Source organism: Pseudomonas sp. TYF_14, from assembly GCF_043105275.1.
Classification (GTDB): Bacteria; Pseudomonadota; Gammaproteobacteria; order Pseudomonadales; family Pseudomonadaceae; genus Aquipseudomonas; species Aquipseudomonas alloputida.
Window position 1 is genome coordinate 124,212 of the sequence record NZ_JBICLK010000035.1, and the last position, 20,761, is coordinate 144,972.

Sequence of the window (20,761 nt, forward strand, 5' to 3'; positions counted from 1 at the left end):
CGTGAGGATGGCACCGGCTACGCCGGTGTTCGCGGGTAAACCCGCGCCCACGGGCGACCGAGCCGGCTTTTCAGGTTTTGAGCAAGACGGCGGCTACTGCTTCGATCTCCACCAGCATGCCGTCCAGTGCCAGCCGGGGCACCGGTATCAGCGTGCAGGTCGGTTTCATGTGCGCTCCCCAGGCCCTGTCGGCCTCAGCCACCCATTGGTGCAGGCGCGCTTCGGAGTGCTCGACAATCAGCAGGGTCAGCTTGAACACCTGGGCCAGGCTGGCACCTTTCGACGCCAGGGCCCGCTCCAGGTTGGCCAGCGCCTGCCGGGCCTGTTCGGCGAACACAGGTGACAACTGGCCCTGGCTATCCTCCCCACCCTGACCGGCGATGAACAGCAGACGGCTGTCAGCGCGCACTTCGGCGACATGGGAGTAGGCGTTGCCACTGGGGTCGTAGAGGCCTTCGGGGTTGCTTAGCTGGAATGCGCTTGATGGGGTCACGACAAGCCCTCGCTCGGTTGGAAGAGCGTCGGAGTATCGGACCTTAAGTTAACTCGAGGTCAAGCCTGAAGTAGGACATTTCGTACAAGGCATCGTCATGTTGGAACCAAGCGTGTGTTTGCGCAGCGGCTGTCAGGCCTTAGATTGCAAAGCCCGGCATGGAGGCCTTTAACCAAGAAGGAAAACCAATGAGCAAATTTGATTTTCAGCTGGCCTACACCATCAAACCGCACAACCCTGCGTACGATGAAACCGATGCGGCACAGGCACGTCTGCATCTGCGGGAAAAGCTCGGCCTGGACACCGTCGAGCACATTGAAACCACGCTGCTTGGCATGATCACACTCAATGGCACCACCCTCGCTGACCGCAAGCGGGAGGCTGAAAAGCTGGTCCGCGATTACATCCATGACGCGCTCAAGGAACTGCGCGTACTGTCCACCGTGAAGTTCTACGGCTGCCTGATGGTGGACGGGCTGGGTCCTGCCATGCGTTTCGACATCCTGCCCAAATGACCCTCGACGGCCTCAGGCGCCCCCGCGCCCGAGGCCGCAAACCGTCATTTTTCCTGCAACACCGCCCTGCCCTTCACCGCCCTCGGACCGCGCCAGGCCCAGAACAGCAAACCGGGGAAGGGTGCGTAGACCACGAAGACGATCCACAGCATCTTGCGCTCGGCGCGCCGTTCACTGCCGATGATGTGCCAGATGGCCCAGATCTCCAGCAGAATGACCAAGGCCGCGATGATGATCCAGATCGTACCGATTTCCATGAGCGCTCTCCCAATGGCATGTATTGGGTTGGGTTGCTGCAAGCGCTGAGGGTTCAGATTGATTTGACTCACCGCGCCTTTTTGCAGGCGCGGCGATAGGGCCTCATTGCCGTGGTGCATTCTCCAGTGCAGCCTTCAACGCCGCTGCATCGGTGAACGCCCGCTGGCTGACCAGCACGCCCTGCTGCAGTTGCAACCACTGCACCTGGCCCTCCTGCCCGGGGTACCGGCTGGCCACTCGCCCATCACGGTCGAGCAGCACCCGGTAGCTGTAATCGCGCATGGCCGGGACCGCGAACAGTTTGCTGATCAGCGCAGGCATGCGCTGAATGTCGGCCACGAATACAGCGGCGCGTGCTTCCAGGTAGCCCTTGGGCTGCTCGGCCAGTGCCGCCTTGACCAGCTTGGCACCGTCCATATCGCGCGCCACCAGTAAAATCTGCGTGTCGGCACCAAGGCTGTAGGCCTGGTCGTACTGGTCGAGCAGTGTAAACGGGGCGAGCTTGTCGCCCTGCTCCAAGGCGTTGGCCAGCAACGGCAACAGGCTGAGCAACACTACAGCGGCATATCTCATCAGGCGCATCCTCAATGACGGGAGGTCAGCATAGCGGTAAAGCACCAGGACAGGCTGGTTTGCCTGAACACGACCTGTAATACGACACAGCCACCGGGGAGATTGTCTTTCCTCCGGGCACCGTCCACACTCTGCGGGCCAGCCAGGAAGCGGAGTTCAGAGTGCCCACGCCACGCCAGTTCAGCCAAAAGACCAGCACCAGCAACATGCTACGGCTCAAAACAAGCGGCGCCAATGCCCAGGCGCCCTATCGGGTCGACTTCATCCTGCTCGAACACTTCTCGATGGCCAGTTTCACGGTGGCCATGGACGTACTGGTCACGGCCAACCTGCTACGTGCCGACAGCTTCCAGTTCACCCCGCTGTCGCTGGACGGCGACCGGGTGCTCAGCGACCTGGGGCTGGAACTGGTGGCCACCGAGCTGTCCGCTGCGGCGCTGAAGGAGCTGGACCTGCTGGTGGTCTGCGGCGGCTTGCGCACACCACTCAAGTACCCGGAACTCGATCGCCTGCTAAACGATTGCGCCGCCCACGGCATGGCCTTGGGCGGCTTGTGGAACGGCGCCTGGTTCCTTGGCCGTGCCGGGGTGCTGGACGACTACGGTTGCAGCATCCACCCCGAGCAACGTGCCAGCCTGTCGGAGCGCAGCCCGCAAACCCGCATCACCCCGGCCAGCTTTACCCTCGACCGTGACCGCCTCAGCGCCGCCAGCCCCAATGGCGCCATGGAGCTGATGCTGGGCCTGGTACGCCGGCTGTATGGTGATGGCCTGGCCGAAGGCGTCGAGGAAATCCTTTCATTCTCCGGTGCGCGCTACCGCCAGGTGGGTCCTGGGGCGAAGAAGTCCATGAGCCTGCACCTGCGCACCATTGTCGAGCTGATGGAGAACAACCTCGAGGAAACCCTCAGCCTCGACCAGTTGGCCGCCTACAGCGGGCGCTCGCGGCGGCAGATCGACCGCCTGTTCCAGGCCCAGCTGGGCACGTCGCCCCGGCGCTATTACATGGAGCTGCGCATCACCAAGAGCCGCCGGCTGCTGCAGTATTCCGACCTGTCGGTGATGGAAGTGGCGGTGGCCTGCGGGTTTGTCTCGGTGTCGCACTTCAGCAAGTGCTATGCGGCGTATTTCGGCTACCCGCCGTCGCGCGAGCAACGGCTGGGCGAGTGACCGAGGCCCTTTGAGCCAGCCCAGGCGCTCGAGCAATCTCAGGTACGAGGCTCGAGCTGGATGTACCGCAACACCGCATCACAGATCATGGCTTTGTGGCGCAGCTTTATTTGCTCATCAGACAGGTCGATCTGGAAGATCTCGCCAAAGGTATGGCGGTTCGACACTCGGTAGAAGCAGAACGAGCTCATCAGCATGTGCAGGTCGATGACCTCGATGCCAGCGCGGAACACGCCTTCCTGAACGCCACGGCGCAGGGTGTTGCCCAAGGCCTCCAGCACCAGGCTGCTCATTTCGCGAATGGCCGGCGACTGCTTGACGTACTCGCCATAGTGGATGTTTTCGGTGCAGATGATGCGCACGAAATCGACGTTGCGGTCATGGTGATCGAAGGTGAACTCCACCAGCCGGCGGATCGCCTGCTCAGCCGGTAACGACTCCAGGTCCAGGCTCTGTTCGGTCTTGCGGATATCCCCGTACAACTTCACCAGGCACTCGCAATACAGCTGCTCCTTGCTGCCGAAGTAGTAGTAGATCATGCGCTTGGAAGTGGCGGTGCGTTCGGCGATGGCGTCGACGCGGGCGCCGGCCAGCCCTTGCTGAACGAACTCGTTGATGGCGGCCTGGAGGATGTCCTCGCGTGTTTTCTCAGGGTTGTTCTTGCGCGTTTTGCGCACCCCTTCGGTTTCAGGCTGGCCGAGGCCGACTACGGAATCACTCATACCCACTCACAGGCTGTTTATTGGAATGCCGGGATTATCCGTTAGCGCGGCCATGCAGGGAAGCACGCTGTTGGTCGGGTAGCCATCATGCCTTGGCCATCGGCAAGCCTTTCGCGGCCCATGGCCGCTCCTGCAACGATAGACGCCAAGCCCATACAAACAAAAGGATATAAAAATAACAAAACAACCTAACAAACTGGAATATATAAATTGAAAGCCAAACGCCACCTCCTTAGTCTGGGCAGATCGCCTCTCACCCGATTCAAGGAGCAATGCCCATGCCCAAACATGCTTTCTCCCCGCTACGCCGCCTGCTGATCGGCGGCTTGCTGGCCAGCGTCGCCAGCGCCCTGCTGCCCTGGTCCGAAGCCATTGCCGACGACGCCAGGACACTGCGCATCGGCTACCAGAAATTCAACAGCATCAACATCCTCAAAGGCAGCGGCGCCCTGGAGAAGGCCCTGGCACCGCAAGGTGTGAAGGTCAGCTGGCATGAGTTCGCCGCCGGCCCCCAGCTACTGGAGGCATTGAGCACCGGCGCCATCGACCTCGGCCACGCAGCCGATGCCCCCTCGGTGTTCGCCCAGGCCGCAGGCAAGCCTGTGGTCTACCTGGCTGCCGAACAACCCTACCCACGCGGCATCGGCCTGGTCGTGCGCGAGCAGGACCACCTGGCCAGTGTGCAGGACCTGAAAGGCAAGCGTGTGGCCACGGGCCGCGGCTGGAATGCCCAGTACCTGCTGGCCGTAGCCCTGCAGCAGGCTGGGCTCAGTTACAAGGACATTACCCCCGCATACGTCAACAATGCCGCCGATGCCGTGGCCGCCCTGCAATCGGGCAGCGTGCAGGCCGTGACCCTTTGGGACCCGTTCCTCGCCGCCGCAGAAAGCCAGCCAGGGCTGAAGAACCTGCGCGACGGCAGCGGCCTGTCCAACAACCGCACCTTCTACCTGTCCACAGCCAGCTTTGCCGACCAGCACCGTGCTCTGCTGAAAACCTTCTTTGCCGAGCTGGGCAAGGTCAGCCAGTGGGCCAACGCCAAGCCTGCCGAAGTGGCCGCGCTGCTGGCACCGCAGCTGGGGATCAGCACCCAGGTGCTGGAAGTGGCCAGCGAACGGCGCAACTACAACGCCGTCGCTATCACCCCGCAGATCGTTGCCGAACAACAGAAGCTGGCTGACACCTTCCAGGGCCTGGGCCTGATTCCACGCAAGCTACAGGTGGCCGAAGCGGTCTACCCGGCCTCTGTGTTGCCTTGAACGGAGCGCGCTGACCATGCCTCGCCCGATCCGCTTCAACGCCTTCAGCATGAACGCTGCCAGCCACCAGTCCCCTGGGCTGTGGCGCCATCCGCGCAACACCAGTGTGGCGTTCAACCGCCTGAGCTACTGGACCGACCTGGCCCGCCTGCTCGAACGCGGCCTGTTCGACGCCCTGTTCATCGCCGATGTGCTGGGTATCTAGACGTCTATCAAGGCAGCCCGCAAGCCGCCCTGCGCGGTGGCGTGCAGGTGCCGGTCAATGATCCGCTGCTGCTGGTGCCGGCAATGGCCGGGGTGACCGAACACCTGGGTTTTGGTGTCACCTTTTCGCTGACCTACGAACACCCCTACCCCTTCGCCCGGCGCATGTCCACGCTCGACCACCTGAGCAATGGCCGGGTCGGCTGGAACATCGTCACCGGGTATCTGGACAGCGCTGCGCGCAACCTCGGCCTGGCGCATCAACTGGGCCACGACCAACGCTACGACCTGGCCGAGGAATACCTGCAGGTGCTGTACAAACTGTGGGAGAAAAGCTGGGACGACGACGCCGTGCTGCTGGAGCGTGAAAGCGGGCGCTATATCGAACCCTCGCGGGTACACCCGATCAACCATGTGGGCGAGCACTTCCAGGTGCCTGGCATGCACCTGTGCCAGCCGTCGCCGCAACGCACCCCGGTGTTGTTCCAGGCCGGTGCGTCGGCACGCGGTCAGCAGTTTGCCGCACGGCATGCCGAATGCGTGTTCATCAGCGGGCCAACGCCGACGGTGCTGCGCCGCTACGCCGACGGCATCCGCCAGGCCTGCGAAGCGGCCGGGCGTGGCCGTGACGAAGTGCTGATCTACGCCCAGGCGCTGTTGATCGTCGCCCCCACGCGGGAAGAGGCCGAGGCCCGCTTTAACGACTATCGCCGCTATGTCGACCTGGACGCTGCCCTGGCGCTGCTGTCTGGCTGGACCGGTATCGACTTCGCCGGCCTCGACCCCGATGCACCGATCGAGTACGTCGAGAACGATGCTGGCCGTGCCGCCCTCGCAGCCTTTACCGCCGCCGACCCCACTCGCCGCTGGACCGTACGCGAAGCCGCCGAGTTCGTTGGCCTGGGCGGTCGCGGCCCCGTGCTGATCGGCGCTGCCAGCGAGGTGGCCGACCAGCTGGAAACCTGGCTGGACCATACCGGCATCGACGGTTTCAACCTGACCTACGCCGTGCAACCGGACGACCTGGCCAATGTAGTCGACCTGCTGGTGCCCGAGCTGCAACGGCGCGGCCGCTACCCGCTGAGCTACACCGAGGGCCCCCTGCGCCACAAGCTGTTCGGCCGCGGCGGCCAGCTGCCCGAACGGCACGTTGGACGTCAGGTCAGCATTCAGTGATCAAATACCGGGTATTCCAACATTTAATTTGTGGATGCCACGCACTCGACCCTATTCTGTGGCCACATCCCCTGCGCCGCACCGGCCGGTGCGGTTCAAGGCATGGGGAGAGAACAACAAGTCGAGATCGTCCATGTCGAACCATTCATACTTCGCCCCCCACGGTGGGCACCCGGCTCAAACCGAGCTGCTGACTGACCGTGCCATGTTCACCGAAGCCTATGCCGTCATCCCCAAAGGCGTGATGCGTGACATCGTCACCAGCCACCTGCCCTTCTGGGACAAGATGCGCATGTGGGTTATCGCCCGCCCGCTGACCGGTTTTGCCGAAACGTTCTCCCAGTACATCGTCGAACTGGCCCCGGAAGGCGGCAGCGAGCGCCCAGAGCTGGACGCCGATGCGGAAGCCGTGGTGTTCATCGTCGAAGGCGAACTGGACATCACCGTCGAAGGCAAACACCACACCCTGGTACCTGGTGGCTACGCCTTCCTGGCCCCGGGCGCCGAGTGGAGCCTGCGCAACAACAGCAAGTCCAACGTCACCTTCCATTGGTTGCGCAAGCACTACCAGAAGGTTGAAGGCCTGGACGTACCGGAATCCTTCGTCACCCACCGCGACAACGCCACCGTCATCGAAATGCCGGGCACCGAAGGCCGCTGGAAAACCACCCGCTTTGTCGACATGGCCGACATGCGCCACGACATGCACGTGAACATCGTCACCTTCCAGCCGGGGGGTGTGATTCCGTTCGCAGAAACCCACGTGATGGAACACGGCCTGTACGTGCTGGAAGGCAAGGCGGTGTACCGCCTGAACCAGGACTGGGTCGAAGTGGAAGCCGGCGACTTCATGTGGCTGCGTGCCTTCTGCCCGCAAGCCTGCTACGCCGGCGGCCCAGGCAACTTCAGCTACCTGCTGTACAAGGACGTGAACCGTCACGTACACCTGACACTGAACCCTAAGCGCTAAGCCCAGGCTGATGCCCGCAAGCCCGCCAACCTGGCGGGCTTTCTGTTTGCCGCGCATACTGAAATACCCACCCTTGCAGGGTACCGGCCATGAACCGCTGCCTGCTGCTCGCTGCCTTGCTGCTGTGCACCTCTGCCCTGGCCGCCGATGACTGGCGCCTGGCCTACGACCGCGAAGGCATTCGCGTTTACGTGAGCAGCGCAGGGGCCTCGTCCTACCAGCAGTTTCGTGGTGTCAGCACCATGAAAGCCAGCGTGCGCACGCTCACTGACCTGCAGGATAACCTGCGGGTGGCCTGCAAGTGGCTGTACGCCTGTGACCAGATGCGCCTGCTGGATGTGGAGGGTGACAACACCTGGGTGTACCTGACCACCCAGCTGCCTTGGCCGGCGAGGCCACGGGACATCGTGCTGAAAGTGACCAGCGAACGCCTGGTCGACGGTACCCTGGTGCGCCACCTGCGCGCCGATCCCGACAGGATCCCCAAGGTTGACGGACTGATCCGGGTAGAGCACCTGAGTGGTGTGTGGCAGATGAAACCGCTGGGTGACCGGGTGACCGAGGTGACCTACCAGTTGCAGGCCGCCCCTGCCGGGGATGTGCCGGGGTGGTTGGCCAACCGGTTTGTGGTGGATACGCCGGTGGTGACGTTGCGTACGTTGCGAGCGGTGGCTGAGCGCCAACCTTGAAGTGCCGGCAGGCCGTAGACCGACTGCAGCAGGGCCGGCAGCTTTTTATGCAATACCCCTCTCTGGCTCAGCGGTCACATCTTGTAGGTCGAAAGCAGGATGCTGGTCTCGGTGTTCTCGATATGCGGGATCGAGCGGATGGCGTTCAGCGCCCGGTCGAACGCTTCGAGGGTGTCGGCGCGCAACTCTGCCATCAGGTCCCAGCGGCCATTGGTGGTGTGGATGGCCACCACATTGGGATGCCCGCGCAACGCGTGCTTGACCTCTGCGGCATGGTGGCCGCTGATGCCGATGCTGGTGATTGCCCGCACTCCCTGGTCCAGCGCATCGGAGCGCAAACGTACCGTGTAACCGATGATCACACCCTGCTCTTCAAGCCGGGTGATGCGGTTGTGCACCGTTGCCCTGGCCACCTTCAGCTTCTTCGCCAGGGTCAGCACAGGGGTACGTGCGTTGTCCCGCAACAGTGCAATCAGTTCCCGATCGATCGTGTCCATAAGCCCGCCAAATAATCAGATTGCTACGTTGGGTTGGCAGATTGTCCAGAAGCCTGACGAAACTGACAACCTGCCTGCTTCCGATTGACGCAACCTGTCATCAAAATGTTCATGCGGCTTCACTTCGATAATCTCAAGCGCTGACCCCGCACTGCTGGGCAAGCGCACAATAACAAGGTGCAAGAGCATGACGTATTTCATTGATGTTCCAACCATGTCGGACTTGGTGCATGACATTGGCGTAGCGCCGTTTATTGGCGAGCTTGCCGCTGCCCTGCGGGACGATTTCAAACGCTGGCAGGCGTTTGACAAGTCCGCGCGCGTTGCCAGCCACTCGGAAGTGGGCGTGATCGAACTGATGCCGGTCGCCGACAAAAGCCGCTATGCCTTCAAATACGTCAACGGCCACCCGGCCAATACTGCACGCAACCTGCATACGGTGATGGCCTTCGGTGTACTGGCCGATGTCGACTCCGGTTACCCGGTGCTGCTGTCCGAACTGACCATCGCCACCGCCCTGCGCACCGCAGCGACTTCGCTGATGGCAGCCCAGGCACTGGCCCGCCCGAACGCGCGCAAGATGGCGCTGATCGGCAACGGCGCGCAAAGCGAATTCCAGGCCCTGGCCTTCCACAAGCACCTGGGCATCGAAGAAATCGTCGCCTACGACACCGACCCGCTGGCCACCGCCAAGCTTATCGCCAACCTCAAGGAATACAGCGGCTTGACCATCCGCCGGGCCAGCTCGGTAGCCGAGGCAGTGAAAGGCGTGGACATCATCACCACGGTAACGGCCGACAAGGCCTACGCCACCATCATTACCCCCGACATGCTGGAGCCCGGTATGCACCTGAACGCCGTGGGTGGTGACTGCCCTGGCAAAACCGAGCTGCACGCCGATGTGCTGCGCAACGCGCGGGTGTTCGTCGAGTACGAGCCACAAACCCGTATCGAAGGTGAGATCCAGCAGCTGCCGGCGGACTTTCCGGTGGTCGACCTGTGGCGCGTGCTGCGCGGAGAAACCGAGGGCCGCCAAAACGACAGCCAGGTCACTGTATTCGATTCGGTGGGCTTCGCCCTCGAAGACTACACCGTACTACGGTACGTACTACAGCAAGCCGAAAAGCGCGGGATGGGCACCAAGATCGACCTGGTGCCGTGGGTGGAGGACGACCCGAAAGACCTGTTCAGCCACACCCGAGGCCGCGCTGGCAAAAGGCGTATCCGACGGGTTGCCTGATATTGAATCGGGTTGGTCGAAAGTGTGTGTGTGGGCTTTGGGTCATGTACAAGCGCATCGACCACAGATCGTCAGATCCCACCGCCCGCCAGCAACTGCGTCATCACCTCAGCCAGCGCCTTGACCATCACATCCGCCGTCGGCCGGTGCACGATGACGATCTCATAGCTGTCGACCTCCGGCAGCCCTTGCCCGGCCCCCAACACCCTGTGCTCGCCGGTGGCCGCCCTGGGCGGCAGCAGGCTGATACCCATGCCATCGGCGACCGCAGCCTGGATGCCACTGAGGCTAGAGCTGGTAAAGCTGATGCGCCAGCGCCGGCCCATGCCTTCGATGGCGTTGATCATGTCCTCGCGGTACAGGCCGCGTGGCGGAAAGGTGACCAACGGGATCGGGTCCAGCTCGAAGGCGGGCGTGCGCGCACTGTCGATCCACTGCAGACGCTCTGGCCAACAGGCCACGCCCTCACGGCTGTTGCGCCGCTGCTTGAGCAGCACCAGGTCAAGTTCGCCATTGTCATAGGCCTGGCTCAGGTCACGGCACAAACCACTGGTCACTTCGAGCTTCACCTGTGGGTGCAGCCGGCTGAATGCCGACAGTGCATTGGTGGTACGCCCGCCCACGAAGTCCTCGGGCACGCCAAGCCGTACCGTGGTGCCCACCATCGCCCCGGCCAGGGCTTCAAGCATCTGATCGTTCAGGGCCAGCATGTGCCGGGCATAGCCGAGCAAGGTCTGCCCGGCGTCGGTCGGCAGTACGTCACGGTTGCCCCGCACCAACAAGCGGTGGCCGACCATGTCTTCCAGGCGGCGCACCTTCTGGCTGATCGTCGACTGGGTCGAATGCAGCCGCGCGGCAGCGGTGGTGAAGCTGCCGCAGTCTGCCACCACGACAATGGCGCGCAGCAGGTCGAGGTCGAACAGAGCCCTATTCGATTTCACGCTGATAGACATCTAGATATTCAACTACTGAATGGCAAGTCTGCGTTCTATCACGGCTAGTCACCGAGGGCCACTCCTTCCCGCCGGGGATCGGCACCGCCTGACCAACCCTCGCCGCTGCGCTGGATGATCTGCATGCCGCTGGTCATGGTCATCGGTGTCACCTCATGGCCCCAGGCTGCCAACTGGCGGATCAGCGCCGGGCTGCTCAGCCCTGCTTCCACTTCGGTGCCGGCATTGCGGCTGCCGAAGTTGGGCAGGTCGGCGGCCTGCTGCGGGTCGAGCCGCCAATCCAGCAGGCCGACCAGCGCCTTGTTCACGTAACCGATGATCTGCGAACCACCCGGCGAACCGAGGCTCGCGACAAACTCGCCCGTGGCACGCGAGAACACCAACGTCGGCGCCATGGCCGACAGCGGCCGTTTGCCCGGCTGCACCCGATTGGCCACCGGCTTGCCGTGCTCGTGGGGGATGAACGAGAAGTCGGTCAGCTGATTGTTGAGCAGGAAGCCCTTGACCATCAGGTGCGAGCCAAATGCGGCCTCCACCGAGGTGGTCATGGCCAGGGCCTGGCCGTTGTCATCCACCGCACTGAGGTGAGAGGTGGAGATGCGCAGTGGCGAGCGGTCGGGCGCAAGCGCCAGGTCCGCTCCTTGCGGCTGGCCCGGACGGGCGCGCTTCATGCTGTGCTCGCCGATCAGCGCCGCGCGGCTGGCCAGGTAAGCAGAATCGGTCAGGGCCTTGACCGGGACGGGCACGTAGTCGTTGTCGGCCAGGTACTGAGCGCGATCGGCGTAGGCCAGGCGCTCGGCCTCGGCGATCAGGTGCACGGCCAACGGCGGGGCTTCCAGGCGGGCCGGGGACGAGGTGGCCAGCGGTCGCAGCGCTGCCAGGTCGCGTTGCGGCGCGGTGCGCTGCACGGCGTCGAGCAGGCCCAAGGTCTGTAGCACGGTCACCCCACCCGATGAGGGTGGCGGCATGCCGCAGATCTGCCTGGCCTTGTAGGGGCCGCACAACGGCTCGCGCTCCTTGGCCTGGTACTGCTGCAAGTCCTGCAACGACAGATACCCGGCATTGGCATGGCCACGCACCTTGGCGACAATGGCTTCGGCAATTTCACCGCTGTAGAACACCTCGGGCCCCTGTGCGGCGATCTGCTCCAAGGTCTGTGCCAACTCAGGGTTGCGCAGGATTGTACCCACGGCCAGCGGCCTGCCCTGTTCATCCAGGAAGTAACGGGCCATTGCGGGTGAGCGGGCAATGTAGGGGTCCCCGGCCAGTAGTGTGTGCAGGCGCTCGGAAACCGCGAAGCCGTTGCGTGCCAAGGCGATGGCCGGGGCGAACAGGGCGTGCCAGGGCAACTTGCCGTGCTGCTCGTGGGCCTGCTTCAGGGCACGCAGCACCCCGGGCACGCCCACCGACCGCCCACCGATCTGCGCCACCCGGAACGGCATGGGTGTGCCATCGGCTTGCAGGAACAGCTTTTCCGTCACCGCCGCAGGTGCTGCCTCACGCCCGTCGAATGCCTGCACGCGCTTGCCATCCCAGTACAGGATGAACGCCCCGCCACCGATCCCACTGGACTGTGGCTCGACCAGTGTCAGCACCATCTGCATGGCGATGGCGGCGTCAATCGCACTGCCGCCGGCACGCAACATCGCCCGCCCCGCTTCACTGGCCAGCGGGTTGGCTGCGGCGACCATGTGCCGGCTGGCGTGCACCGGCTGCAAACCGCTGCGGTAGCCGGAGGCCAGTTCCGGTGGCGTGGGCAATACCTGGTCGGCACCGACCGAGCCGCTGATGGCCATTAGGCACAGCGTTCTGATCAGTGGGATAGAGAACTTCATCGCTTGCTTCCTGCCTCTTTTTATTCAGCAGGGCACTGTGGGCCAGGAGTGGACCTGACTTCAAGCCTTTGCGCAAAACGTCCAAGGGGCTGCAGTGCACATCAACAGGTGTTCTGCGTGCTTGAGATCGAGCAACGTCCACACGGCACTCAATCCTAAAAGCGCCACAACCCGCACCCCATGCCCCCGCGTTCGATAGGCGACGATTAGTCTACGTCTGTAGACACAATGTTCCACTTAGCTGAGGATCCCTCCATTACAAATTTCAGCCGGCCGTCAACCACGGTCAACCACCGGGTCGTGGGCCCGAAGATTTCGGACTTGAGGCTCTGCCAGATTTCGTAATGGTTTCCCACTTTGCAAAACGTGATTTTGGCCCCTTCAGAGCTAGTCAGTTCTACCCACCCACTGTCATCGTTATCTAGACTGTCATTCTTAAAAAACGCGCCCTCATCCAATGTGTCTCTCGTGTAGAGGTACTTGCCCTTTTCAGTTGAGCTTGAGACGCGAAGATAACCACCCCACCTTTCATCTGCGGACCAACCGTCGACCACTTCGAACTTTAGTAAAGGCTGGGCTTTCAGTTCATCGGCCATATTGATACCCAAAGTACCGTCGCGCCTGATTAACACGAAGCGGTCGGGACTTAAGGAGGGAGAATACCGAAAATCCGGCAGTTCAAATTTAGCACTTACAATTTTGTGCACCAACAAAGCGTAGTTTCGCCAGTACGCTTCATCATCGCGGGGGAAAGTATATCTAATGTATTTCTGAGCATCATCTTCATCGGCGCTGAGGGCCTGGACGGCTTGAACGACCTCGTCCAAACGAGATTCTATCGCTGGATCTAACGCGTATTGACGGGCCTGTCGCTCAAGAGCGTCGATCTTGATTTGAAGCGCCTCCACCTCAGCTGGAGACTCTGGTGTCTCAGGCTCCAAGTCATGAGGCACACTTGAAATAGATACATTCCTCAACTCGCCCCACGGGCCCCACTCACTCACAGGGTCTGTAAGATCTGCTTTGGCGTGTCTGGCGTTGTAAAGCGCCTCCTGATCCTCCTTGGGGAGCATTTTTTCCCGTTCCATCTGTAAAAATTGCGCTTTCAGTTGTTCAATGTCGTCTATTTTGGATTTCTCATGGTCGGCTTCAAGCTGCGCCACTTCCTTCGGATCAAGTGTCTCGACCAGGTAAGGCGCGTGTGGATCATGGAAGATCAAAAAACTTGTGGTGGGGAGTTCGCTCATCGTGGTGCCCTCTCTACGTTCCATGTTAAAAGACAATCGACACTCCACCTTCTACCGCAAGCATTTATCCGAGGTGGCCTCTGCACCGTATCGAAATAGCGGCGTCGTCACCACTGACAAATATGCCAGTTGCCAACGCTTAAAATCAGCCTTCCATTTTCAGCGCGAAGCTTAATCTGAGCACAGCAGCCTTGTACTGCGAAGCGTCCGGACAAACTGGAGAGCATTTCGCCAGTGATGGCCTCTTCGCAACACAAGGCTGTCCTACCCAGGTTTGGTGAAAAACGCCTGACCCGTAGCTCGCAGCCCTCAGGCAACCTCCTCGAACGGCAGCCCCACATAGTTCTCGGCAATGTTCACCAGGCCCGCCGGCGAGGTCAGGAAGTACTCGCGGTCAGCTTCCTGCATCTTCTGGTCCCAGGCGTCCTTGTGGCTACCGAAGTCATGCAGCAGTTGGGTCATGAACCAGCTGAAGCGCTCGCCCTTCCACACGCGGCGCAGTGCCAGCGGCGAGTATTGCGCAAGCAGGTCGACGCGCCCTTCGTGGTACACCTTGACCAGAATGCGGTACAGGTAGTTGACGTCGGAGGCCGCCAGGTTAAGGCCTTTGGCACCCGTAGGGGGGACGATGTGCGCAGCGTCACCCACCAGGAACAGGTGACCATACTGCATGGGTTCGACCACCAGGCTACGCAGCGGCGCAATACTTTTTTCCAACGCGGGGCCTGTGACCAGGTCCGCCGCTACCTCGGCGGGCAAACGGGCTTTCAGTTCGTCCCAGAAACGCTCGTCAGACCACTCCTCGACCCGATCCTGCAAAGGTACCTGCAGGTAGTAGCGGCTGCGTGTTTGCGAGCGTTGGCTACACAACGCGAAACCGCGCTCATGGTGGGCGTAGATCAGCTCGTGATTGACCGGCGGTGTGTCCGACAGCAGGCCCAGCCAGCCAAACGGGTAAACCCGTTCATACTGCTTCAGCACGCCCTCCGGGATGCTCTGCCGCGAGATGCCGTGGAAGCCGTCGCAGCCGGCGATATAGTCGCAGTCAACCCGCTGCACCCGGCCATCCTTTTCGAACGTCAGGTAGGGCTTCTCGCCTTTCAATTCATGCGGCTGAACGTTGGCGGCTGAATAAATGATCGGCGCACCACTGGCTTCACGGGCCTGCATCAGGTCACGGGTGACCTCGGTCTGGCCGTAGACCATCACCGTCTTGCCGCCGGTCAGGGCTTTGAGATCCAGACGCTGGCGGCGCCCGCCAACCAGCAGTTCGACCCCCTCGTGCACCAGGCCTTCACGGTCCATGCGCTCGGCCACACCGGCCTCGCGCAGCAGGTCGACCGTGCCTTGCTCCAGCACCCCGGCGCGGATGCGGCCTAGTACGTACTCGGCGGTCTGGCGTTCGACGATGATGTTATCGATACCGGCCTTGTGCAGCAGCTGGCCCAGCAGCAGGCCAGACGGACCTGCACCAATAATTGCAACCTGAGTTTTCATTGTTGTTGTCTCTGTTCGGACGATACCGGCCCGGGACTGGCAGCGGGGCGGCATCTGCTGTTAGGGTTTGCCCTTGCATTTTTACTGGCAGAAAACGCCGTTTAAGTGTGCTATTCCATAAAAAACCTGCACTTTTACGAAAAGCGTTCGATTAACGGACAGGCCAACCCAGATGAAATCCACCCTCCCCGGCGTCCCGTTGTTCAAGCTGTATGGCGAAAATCAGGCCTGGCCCGGCACCGACCTGCTGCACTGCGAGTCGATCCCGGCACGCAGCCGCCTGCATCACTGGGAGATCAAGCCGCACCAGCATGCCGAGCTGTTCCAGCTGCTGTATGTACAGCGTGGCCAGGCCCAGGTGGAGATCGAGGGGGTGCGCAGTGCCATCGGCGAAGCGGCGATCCAGGTCGTGCCACCGATGACCGTGCATGGCTTTCGCTTCAGCGCCGATATCCAGGGCTATGTCCTGACCTTTGGTACTGCCCTTGTAGCGAACCTGGAACAGCGCCTGGGCGCGCCACTGACGGTGCTGGCACAACCTGCGTGCTATCCGTTGGGCCATGACCGCGTGCACCTGCGCAGCCTGATCGACACCTTGCAGCAGGAGTACCAGGGCAGTGCCCCGGCACGCGCCGCGATGCTCGAAGCGTTGGTGACCGCGCTGATGGTGTGGATCAGCCGCCGTCAGCAGCAAGGGCAGGCACCGCGTAACCGTGATGAACGTGACCGGCTGTTGTTGGGGCAATACTTGCGCCTGGTCGAAGCGCATTACCGCGAGCATCTGTCGGTTGAAGCGTTTGCCGCGCGGCTGAATGTTCCGAGCTTGCAACTGAACCAGCTGTGCCGGGCGCTGAGTGGCCAGACAGCGTTGCAGGTGGTGCACCAGCGGTTGTTGCTGGAGGCGCGACGCAACCTTATTTACACGCGGATGAGCATCGGGCAGTTGTCGGACAGCCTGGGGTTTACCGACCCGACCTACTTCGCCCGGTGGTTCAAGCGCTTGAGTGGGCAAACGCCCAATGCGTATCGCAGATCAGGGTTGTCGGAATAATCCTTGGCGGCCTCTTCTTGACGTATACGTCAACCTGCCCTCAGGATATCCGCATACCCCACGCCGAGCCCGAGCATGAGCATGAGCACTCAGACCTACAGCATCTCCGACCTGTCCCGCGAACTGGACATCACCACCCGCGCTATCCGCTTCTACGAAGAACAGGGCCTGCTCAGCCCTGAGCGTCGTGGCCTGGAACGCATCTATTCACCGCGCGACAAGGTCAGCTTGAAGCTCATCCTGCGTGGCAAACGCATCGGCTTTTCCCTGGCCGAGTGCCGCGAACTGATCGAACTGTACGACCCCACCAGCGGCAACCTCAAACAGCTCAACAGCATGCTGGCGAAGATTGCCGAGCGCCGCGCCCAGCTGGAGCAGCAGATGCTGGACATCCACCAGATGCAACTGGAACTGGACACCGCCCAGGAGCGCTGCGAACAAGCCCTGGCCGCCACCCTGAACAACAAAGACAACCGCTGAACGCCACAGGAAACCCGCCATGTCCTTGCCCAAACACGTCCGTCTGGTCGAAGTCGGCCCCCGCGACGGCCTGCAGAACGAAGCCCAGCCCATCAGCGTCGCCGACAAGGTACGCCTGGTCAACGACCTTACCGAAGCGGGCCTGGCCTATATAGAAGTGGGCAGTTTCGTGTCTCCCAAGTGGGTGCCACAGATGGCCGGCTCTGCCGAGGTATTCGCCGGCATCCAGCAGCGCCCCGGTGTGACGTATGCCGCCCTGGCGCCGAACCTGCGCGGTTTCGAGGACGCCCTCGCTGCCGGGGTCAAGGAAGTAGCGGTGTTCGCTGCCGCCTCCGAAGCGTTCTCGCAACGCAACATCAATTGCTCGATCAGCGAAAGCCTCAAGCGCTTCGAACCCATCATGGACGCTGCGCGCAGCCACGGCGTACGCGTGCGCGGGTATGTGTCATGTGTGCTTGGCTGCCCTTACGAGGGCAAGGTCAGCGCCGAGCAGGTGGCCCCGGTGGCCCGCGCCCTGCACGACATGGGCTGCTACGAGGTCTCGCTGGGTGACACCATTGGCACCGGCACCGCAGGCGACACCCGACGCCTGTTCGAGGTGGTGTCGGCCCAGGTACCGCGCGAGCAGTTGGCCGGACACTTCCATGACACTTACGGCCAGGCCTTGGCTAACGTCTATGCCAGCCTGCTCGAGGGCATCAGCGTATTCGACAGCTCGGTAGCCGGGCTGGGCGGCTGCCCTTACGCCAAGGGTGCTACCGGCAATATCGCCAGTGAAGACGTTGTGTACCTGCTGCAGGGGCTTGGCATTGAAACCGGCATCGACCTGGGCCGGCTGATAGCCGCCGGCCAGCGCATCAGCGGCGTGCTGGGCCGCGACAACGGGTCGCGGGTAGCACGGGCGTGCAGCGCACAATAGGTCACACCGGTGTCACATTGGTGTGGGTGAAGTGTTACCTCCCGCACATTTCACAGCAAAAAATCGGGTAACAGGGAAACAAATCGGCAGAATTTCAGGCTGGGCGATGTCAACCAAAATTCTTAAGTCATTGATTTTAAAGGGTTTTTAAAAGTTGGCACGCACCCTGCTATATCTTTGGTACAAGAACAAAAAAAACGCGATACCCAATAAAAACAACAGGTAACGGCTCTGACATAACAAGAACAACACGGCAGAGGCGTAGCAAGCAGATTTTTTTGGAGTCGACACGCTTTTCAGGGGTTCGCCCCGCGGTCTGGCACAGAACAATAAAACTACCTCAAGGTAGCGGCAGCCAGGTTCGGATCAGCAATGATGAAAGCAGGTCAGCGCTCAAAAAAATACGTTTGCTCTTGACCCCGCATGGGGGTCGCCCGCAACACCAGGACAAGCCGACAAAAACAACAAAAGGCCGGTCCCAATAATAAAAAAAGAGCAGGCAACAACGCTTTGAGGGGAGCTTCGGCTCCCCTCAGTGCTTCCTGCCCTCTTCCTCCTTCTGCTTCTCCTCATCCTGCCCTTCGACCTTCTCCACCAGCAACGGCATCGTGCCCAGTACCAGCAGGGCCAGTACCGTGCTGATCAGCGCCGTGGCTTCGCGCCCCATGCCAGCGGCCGTGCCAATGGCAGCCGTCATCCATAGCCCGGCAGCGGTCGTCAGGCCCTTCACATGGCTGGTGTCCTGGCCGTTACCCTTCAGAATGGTACCCGCACCGAGAAAACCGATACCGGCAACGATGCCCTGGATCACCCGACTGAGTGCCTGTTCATCAGCCCCCGCCATACTGGGCGACAGTACGAACAGGGCGGCCCCCAGCGACACCAGCATGTGGGTACGCACCCCGGCAGACTTGCCCTTGTGTTCGCGCTCGAAGCCCAGTACTGCGCCGAGCACAGCAGCCATCAGCAAGCGCACAAGGATTTGCGTGACCTCGCGCTCATCGGTGACATCGGCGAATTCCGCCTGGATTGCTTGCCAGATGACATCCATCGCAGTTGTTTCCCCTGCTTGAGCTTCATGAATCCGCCCGCCACGTCAGCAGGCCTGCCCTCTGCATGGTTGACCGCCACACGTACTGCAAAGTGCCGCTCAGCTTGCTGATGCAGCAACTGGCCCCTGACCGCGGTCCACCCTGTAATCACCCTGGGAGGACCCCACCATGCCCATTGAAATCGACGAAACCACCCGCCGCTGCACACTGATCGGCGAAGGCCTGCGCATCGAGGGCGAAGGCCCGGATATCGAGATCATCACCGACGAACAGTTGCGTATGTCGGTGGCCATACTGGCCGGCCAACGCGTGCCCATTACCGAAACCGAGGCCGATGCACTGACCGTGGCGGGTGCGGTGGATAGCCGCAGGCATCTGAAGGCCAGCGCGCCAGGCTCGGTGATATGAGGCTTGGCGGGGCCATGCGGCAAATCTGATATGGTTTTTATCGTAAAATCTGAACCTGTGCTGATAACAGCTTCAGCGCCATAGTGCTCATGCCTGATCGAGGCCTGATGAGCACCGAACCATGAACGATAGAATCCCTTTTACAGAGATCGCCACCGCCCCAGCCAGCATCCAAGCGCGACGCACCGACAGCGGCATCCAGACCCGCAGCTTTACCGGGCTTTACCGTAACCTGCGCATCGGCTTTGCCGGCGCCCTGTTCGTGCTGTTCTTCGGCACGGCCTGGCTGAACTGGAACGGCCGCCAGGCCGTACTGTGGGACCTGGGAAACAGCAAGTTCCACATCTTCGGCGCCACCTTCTGGCCACAGGACTTCATCCTGCTGTCGGCGCTGCTGATCATCTGTGCCTTTGGCCTGTTCGCCATCACCGTCTACGCCGGGCGCGTCTGGTGCGGTTACAGTTGCCCACAAAGCACCTGGACCTGGCTATTCATGTGGTGCGAAAAGGTTACCGAGGGGGACCGCAACCAGCGCATCAAGCTGGCCGCGGCGCCCTGGAGCCTGAACAAACTGGCCCGTCGCACGCTCAAACACAGCCTGTGGTTGGCCATTGGCGTGCTCACGGGGCTGACCTTCGTCGGCTACTTCACCCCGATCCGGCCACTGGCCGCAGAATTGCTCACCTTGCAACTGGGCGGTGTGGCACTGTTCTGGGTGCTGTTCTTCACGGCCGCTACCTACATCAATGCCGGCCTGCTGCGTGAAGCGGTGTGCCTGCACATGTGCCCGTATGCGCGCTTCCAGAGCGTGATGTTCGACAAGGACACCCTGGCGGTCGCCTACGACCCGCGTCGTGGCGAAGCCCGTGGTCCGCGCAAGAAAGGCAGTGATGTCGGTGCCCAGGGACTGGGCGACTGCATCGATTGCACCCTGTGCGTGCAGGTGTGCCCCACCGGCATCGACATCCGTGATGGCTTGCAGATGGCTTGCATCGGCTGTGCCGCGTGCATCGACGCCTGTGATGGGGTAATGGACAAGATGGGTTACGCCCGCGGCCTGATTGGCTACAAGTCCGAGCACAGCCTGCAAGGCGGTACTACGCACTGGCTGCGCCCGCGCCTGTTGGGCTACGCTGCCGCACTGCTGGTCATGATCGGGGCACTGGTGGTGGCCCTGCAGATGCGCCCGATGGTATCGCTGGATGTGATCAAGGACCGCGGCCTGTTCCGTGAAAACGCCCAAGGCCAGATCGAGAACATTTACCTGCTCAAGGTCATCAACAAGACCGAACGTACCCAGCACTATCAATTGCGCCTGCTGGACGCTGACGGTTTCACCCTGCAGGGCAGTAGCGCACTGGTCATCCCTGCTGGCGAAATGAGCGAACTGCCGGTGTCGGTGGCGATGCTCGCCGAGCGCCCGACCAGCAGCTCGCAGACGCTGAGCTTTGAAATCAGCGAGCGTGACGACCCCGCTATCCGCAGCGTGGCGCACAGTCGCTTCGTCGCCCCCATGAACCGCTGATCCCTTACACTCACGCCACCTTGCCTGCC

Annotated in this window: 21 protein-coding genes and 1 pseudogene; 12 read left to right on the forward strand and 10 right to left on the reverse strand. The window is 61.8% G+C overall.

Annotated features, from left to right (window positions below):
- Positions 1–70: 70 nt before the first annotated feature.
- Positions 71–493 carry a RidA family protein gene (locus ACF8O8_RS12085; protein WP_010954380.1) on the reverse strand — a complete coding sequence of 141 codons (423 nt, stop codon included), beginning with the start codon at positions 491–493 and terminating at the stop codon, positions 71–73.
- A 188-nt stretch (positions 494–681) separates the two neighbouring features.
- Here ACF8O8_RS12085 and ACF8O8_RS12090 point away from each other — a divergent pair, with 188 nt between their 5' ends.
- Positions 682–1,008, forward strand: coding sequence for a hypothetical protein (locus tag ACF8O8_RS12090; RefSeq protein ID WP_019751834.1), 327 nt, complete (start codon positions 682–684; stop codon positions 1,006–1,008).
- Positions 1,009–1,052: 44 nt separating this feature from the next.
- Here the strand turns inward: ACF8O8_RS12090 and ACF8O8_RS12095 are convergent, their stop codons facing one another.
- Both ACF8O8_RS12095 and ACF8O8_RS12100 read right to left on the reverse strand, forming a co-directional pair.
- Positions 1,053–1,265 carry a PLDc N-terminal domain-containing protein gene (locus tag ACF8O8_RS12095; protein ID WP_003247877.1) on the reverse strand — a complete coding sequence of 71 codons (213 nt, stop codon included), beginning with the start codon at positions 1,263–1,265 and terminating at the stop codon, positions 1,053–1,055.
- A 103-nt stretch (positions 1,266–1,368) separates the two neighbouring features.
- Positions 1,369–1,839 carry a hypothetical protein gene (locus tag ACF8O8_RS12100; RefSeq protein WP_019751835.1) on the reverse strand — a complete coding sequence of 157 codons (471 nt, stop codon included), beginning with the start codon at positions 1,837–1,839 and terminating at the stop codon, positions 1,369–1,371.
- A 161-nt stretch (positions 1,840–2,000) separates the two neighbouring features.
- Between ACF8O8_RS12100 and ACF8O8_RS12105 the strand changes: the two genes are divergently transcribed.
- Positions 2,001–3,008, forward strand: coding sequence for a GlxA family transcriptional regulator (locus ACF8O8_RS12105; RefSeq protein WP_010954384.1), 1,008 nt, complete (start codon positions 2,001–2,003; stop codon positions 3,006–3,008).
- A 38-nt stretch (positions 3,009–3,046) separates the two neighbouring features.
- Here ACF8O8_RS12105 and ACF8O8_RS12110 read toward each other — a convergent pair whose 3' ends face one another.
- Positions 3,047–3,730, reverse strand: a complete 684-nt coding sequence (locus ACF8O8_RS12110; RefSeq protein ID WP_004577026.1) for a TetR/AcrR family transcriptional regulator — start codon at positions 3,728–3,730, stop codon at positions 3,047–3,049.
- 278 nt (positions 3,731–4,008) lie between these two features.
- Between ACF8O8_RS12110 and ACF8O8_RS12115 the strand changes: the two genes are divergently transcribed.
- The 4 genes and pseudogenes from ACF8O8_RS12115 (at position 4,009) to ACF8O8_RS12130 (ending at position 8,028) form a co-directional block, all read left to right on the forward strand.
- On the forward strand, positions 4,009–4,989 hold the full coding sequence (locus tag ACF8O8_RS12115; protein WP_020191881.1) for an aliphatic sulfonate ABC transporter substrate-binding protein: 981 nt from the start codon (positions 4,009–4,011) through the stop codon (positions 4,987–4,989).
- A gap of 16 nt (positions 4,990–5,005) precedes the next feature.
- Positions 5,006–6,369: pseudogene (locus ACF8O8_RS12120) on the forward strand (LLM class flavin-dependent oxidoreductase).
- A gap of 133 nt (positions 6,370–6,502) precedes the next feature.
- Positions 6,503–7,339 carry a bifunctional allantoicase/(S)-ureidoglycine aminohydrolase gene (locus ACF8O8_RS12125; protein WP_003247865.1) on the forward strand — a complete coding sequence of 279 codons (837 nt, stop codon included), beginning with the start codon at positions 6,503–6,505 and terminating at the stop codon, positions 7,337–7,339.
- Between the two features lie 89 nt (positions 7,340–7,428).
- Positions 7,429–8,028, forward strand: a complete 600-nt coding sequence (locus ACF8O8_RS12130) for an START domain-containing protein (RefSeq protein WP_392509758.1) — start codon at positions 7,429–7,431, stop codon at positions 8,026–8,028.
- A 74-nt stretch (positions 8,029–8,102) separates the two neighbouring features.
- On the opposite strand, the gene ACF8O8_RS12135 is transcribed toward ACF8O8_RS12130, so the two are convergent.
- On the reverse strand, positions 8,103–8,525 hold the full coding sequence (locus ACF8O8_RS12135) for an Lrp/AsnC family transcriptional regulator (protein ID WP_010954389.1): 423 nt from the start codon (positions 8,523–8,525) through the stop codon (positions 8,103–8,105).
- A gap of 187 nt (positions 8,526–8,712) precedes the next feature.
- On the opposite strand from ACF8O8_RS12135, the gene ACF8O8_RS12140 reads away from it, so the two are divergent.
- On the forward strand, positions 8,713–9,765 hold the full coding sequence (locus ACF8O8_RS12140) for an ornithine cyclodeaminase (RefSeq protein WP_392509759.1): 1,053 nt from the start codon (positions 8,713–8,715) through the stop codon (positions 9,763–9,765).
- A 71-nt stretch (positions 9,766–9,836) separates the two neighbouring features.
- On the opposite strand, the gene ACF8O8_RS12145 is transcribed toward ACF8O8_RS12140, so the two are convergent.
- The 4 genes from ACF8O8_RS12145 to pobA form a co-directional block, all read right to left on the reverse strand.
- On the reverse strand, positions 9,837–10,718 hold the full coding sequence (locus ACF8O8_RS12145) for a LysR substrate-binding domain-containing protein (RefSeq protein WP_010954391.1): 882 nt from the start codon (positions 10,716–10,718) through the stop codon (positions 9,837–9,839).
- A gap of 44 nt (positions 10,719–10,762) precedes the next feature.
- Positions 10,763–12,553, reverse strand: coding sequence for a gamma-glutamyltransferase (gene ggt / locus ACF8O8_RS12150; RefSeq protein WP_392509760.1), 1,791 nt, complete (start codon positions 12,551–12,553; stop codon positions 10,763–10,765).
- A 206-nt stretch (positions 12,554–12,759) separates the two neighbouring features.
- Positions 12,760–13,800, reverse strand: a complete 1,041-nt coding sequence (locus ACF8O8_RS12155) for a hypothetical protein (protein ID WP_126404352.1) — start codon at positions 13,798–13,800, stop codon at positions 12,760–12,762.
- A 309-nt stretch (positions 13,801–14,109) separates the two neighbouring features.
- Complete coding sequence (gene pobA, locus ACF8O8_RS12160; RefSeq protein ID WP_392509761.1) at positions 14,110–15,297, reverse strand: 4-hydroxybenzoate 3-monooxygenase; 1,188 nt, start codon at positions 15,295–15,297, stop codon at positions 14,110–14,112.
- A 172-nt stretch (positions 15,298–15,469) separates the two neighbouring features.
- Between pobA and ACF8O8_RS12165 the strand changes: the two genes are divergently transcribed.
- The 3 genes from ACF8O8_RS12165 (at position 15,470) to ACF8O8_RS12175 (ending at position 17,747) form a co-directional block, all read left to right on the forward strand.
- Positions 15,470–16,348, forward strand: a complete 879-nt coding sequence (locus ACF8O8_RS12165; RefSeq protein WP_392509762.1) for a helix-turn-helix domain-containing protein — start codon at positions 15,470–15,472, stop codon at positions 16,346–16,348.
- Positions 16,349–16,429: 81 nt separating this feature from the next.
- Positions 16,430–16,828 carry a MerR family DNA-binding transcriptional regulator gene (locus ACF8O8_RS12170; protein WP_003247847.1) on the forward strand — a complete coding sequence of 133 codons (399 nt, stop codon included), beginning with the start codon at positions 16,430–16,432 and terminating at the stop codon, positions 16,826–16,828.
- Positions 16,829–16,847: 19 nt separating this feature from the next.
- Positions 16,848–17,747, forward strand: a complete 900-nt coding sequence (locus ACF8O8_RS12175; protein ID WP_003247838.1) for a hydroxymethylglutaryl-CoA lyase — start codon at positions 16,848–16,850, stop codon at positions 17,745–17,747.
- Between the two features lie 532 nt (positions 17,748–18,279).
- On the opposite strand, the gene ACF8O8_RS12180 is transcribed toward ACF8O8_RS12175, so the two are convergent.
- Positions 18,280–18,798, reverse strand: a complete 519-nt coding sequence (locus ACF8O8_RS12180; protein WP_161775381.1) for an MgtC/SapB family protein — start codon at positions 18,796–18,798, stop codon at positions 18,280–18,282.
- Between the two features lie 169 nt (positions 18,799–18,967).
- Here ACF8O8_RS12180 and ACF8O8_RS12185 point away from each other — a divergent pair, with 169 nt between their 5' ends.
- A complete protein-coding gene (locus ACF8O8_RS12185) occupies positions 18,968–19,207 on the forward strand; it encodes a DUF3203 family protein (RefSeq protein WP_003247835.1) in 240 nt (79 codons plus the stop codon).
- Between the two features lie 121 nt (positions 19,208–19,328).
- A complete protein-coding gene (gene ccoG / locus ACF8O8_RS12190; protein WP_012052113.1) occupies positions 19,329–20,732 on the forward strand; it encodes a cytochrome c oxidase accessory protein CcoG in 1,404 nt (467 codons plus the stop codon).
- The last annotated feature ends 29 nt before the right edge of the window (positions 20,733–20,761 follow it).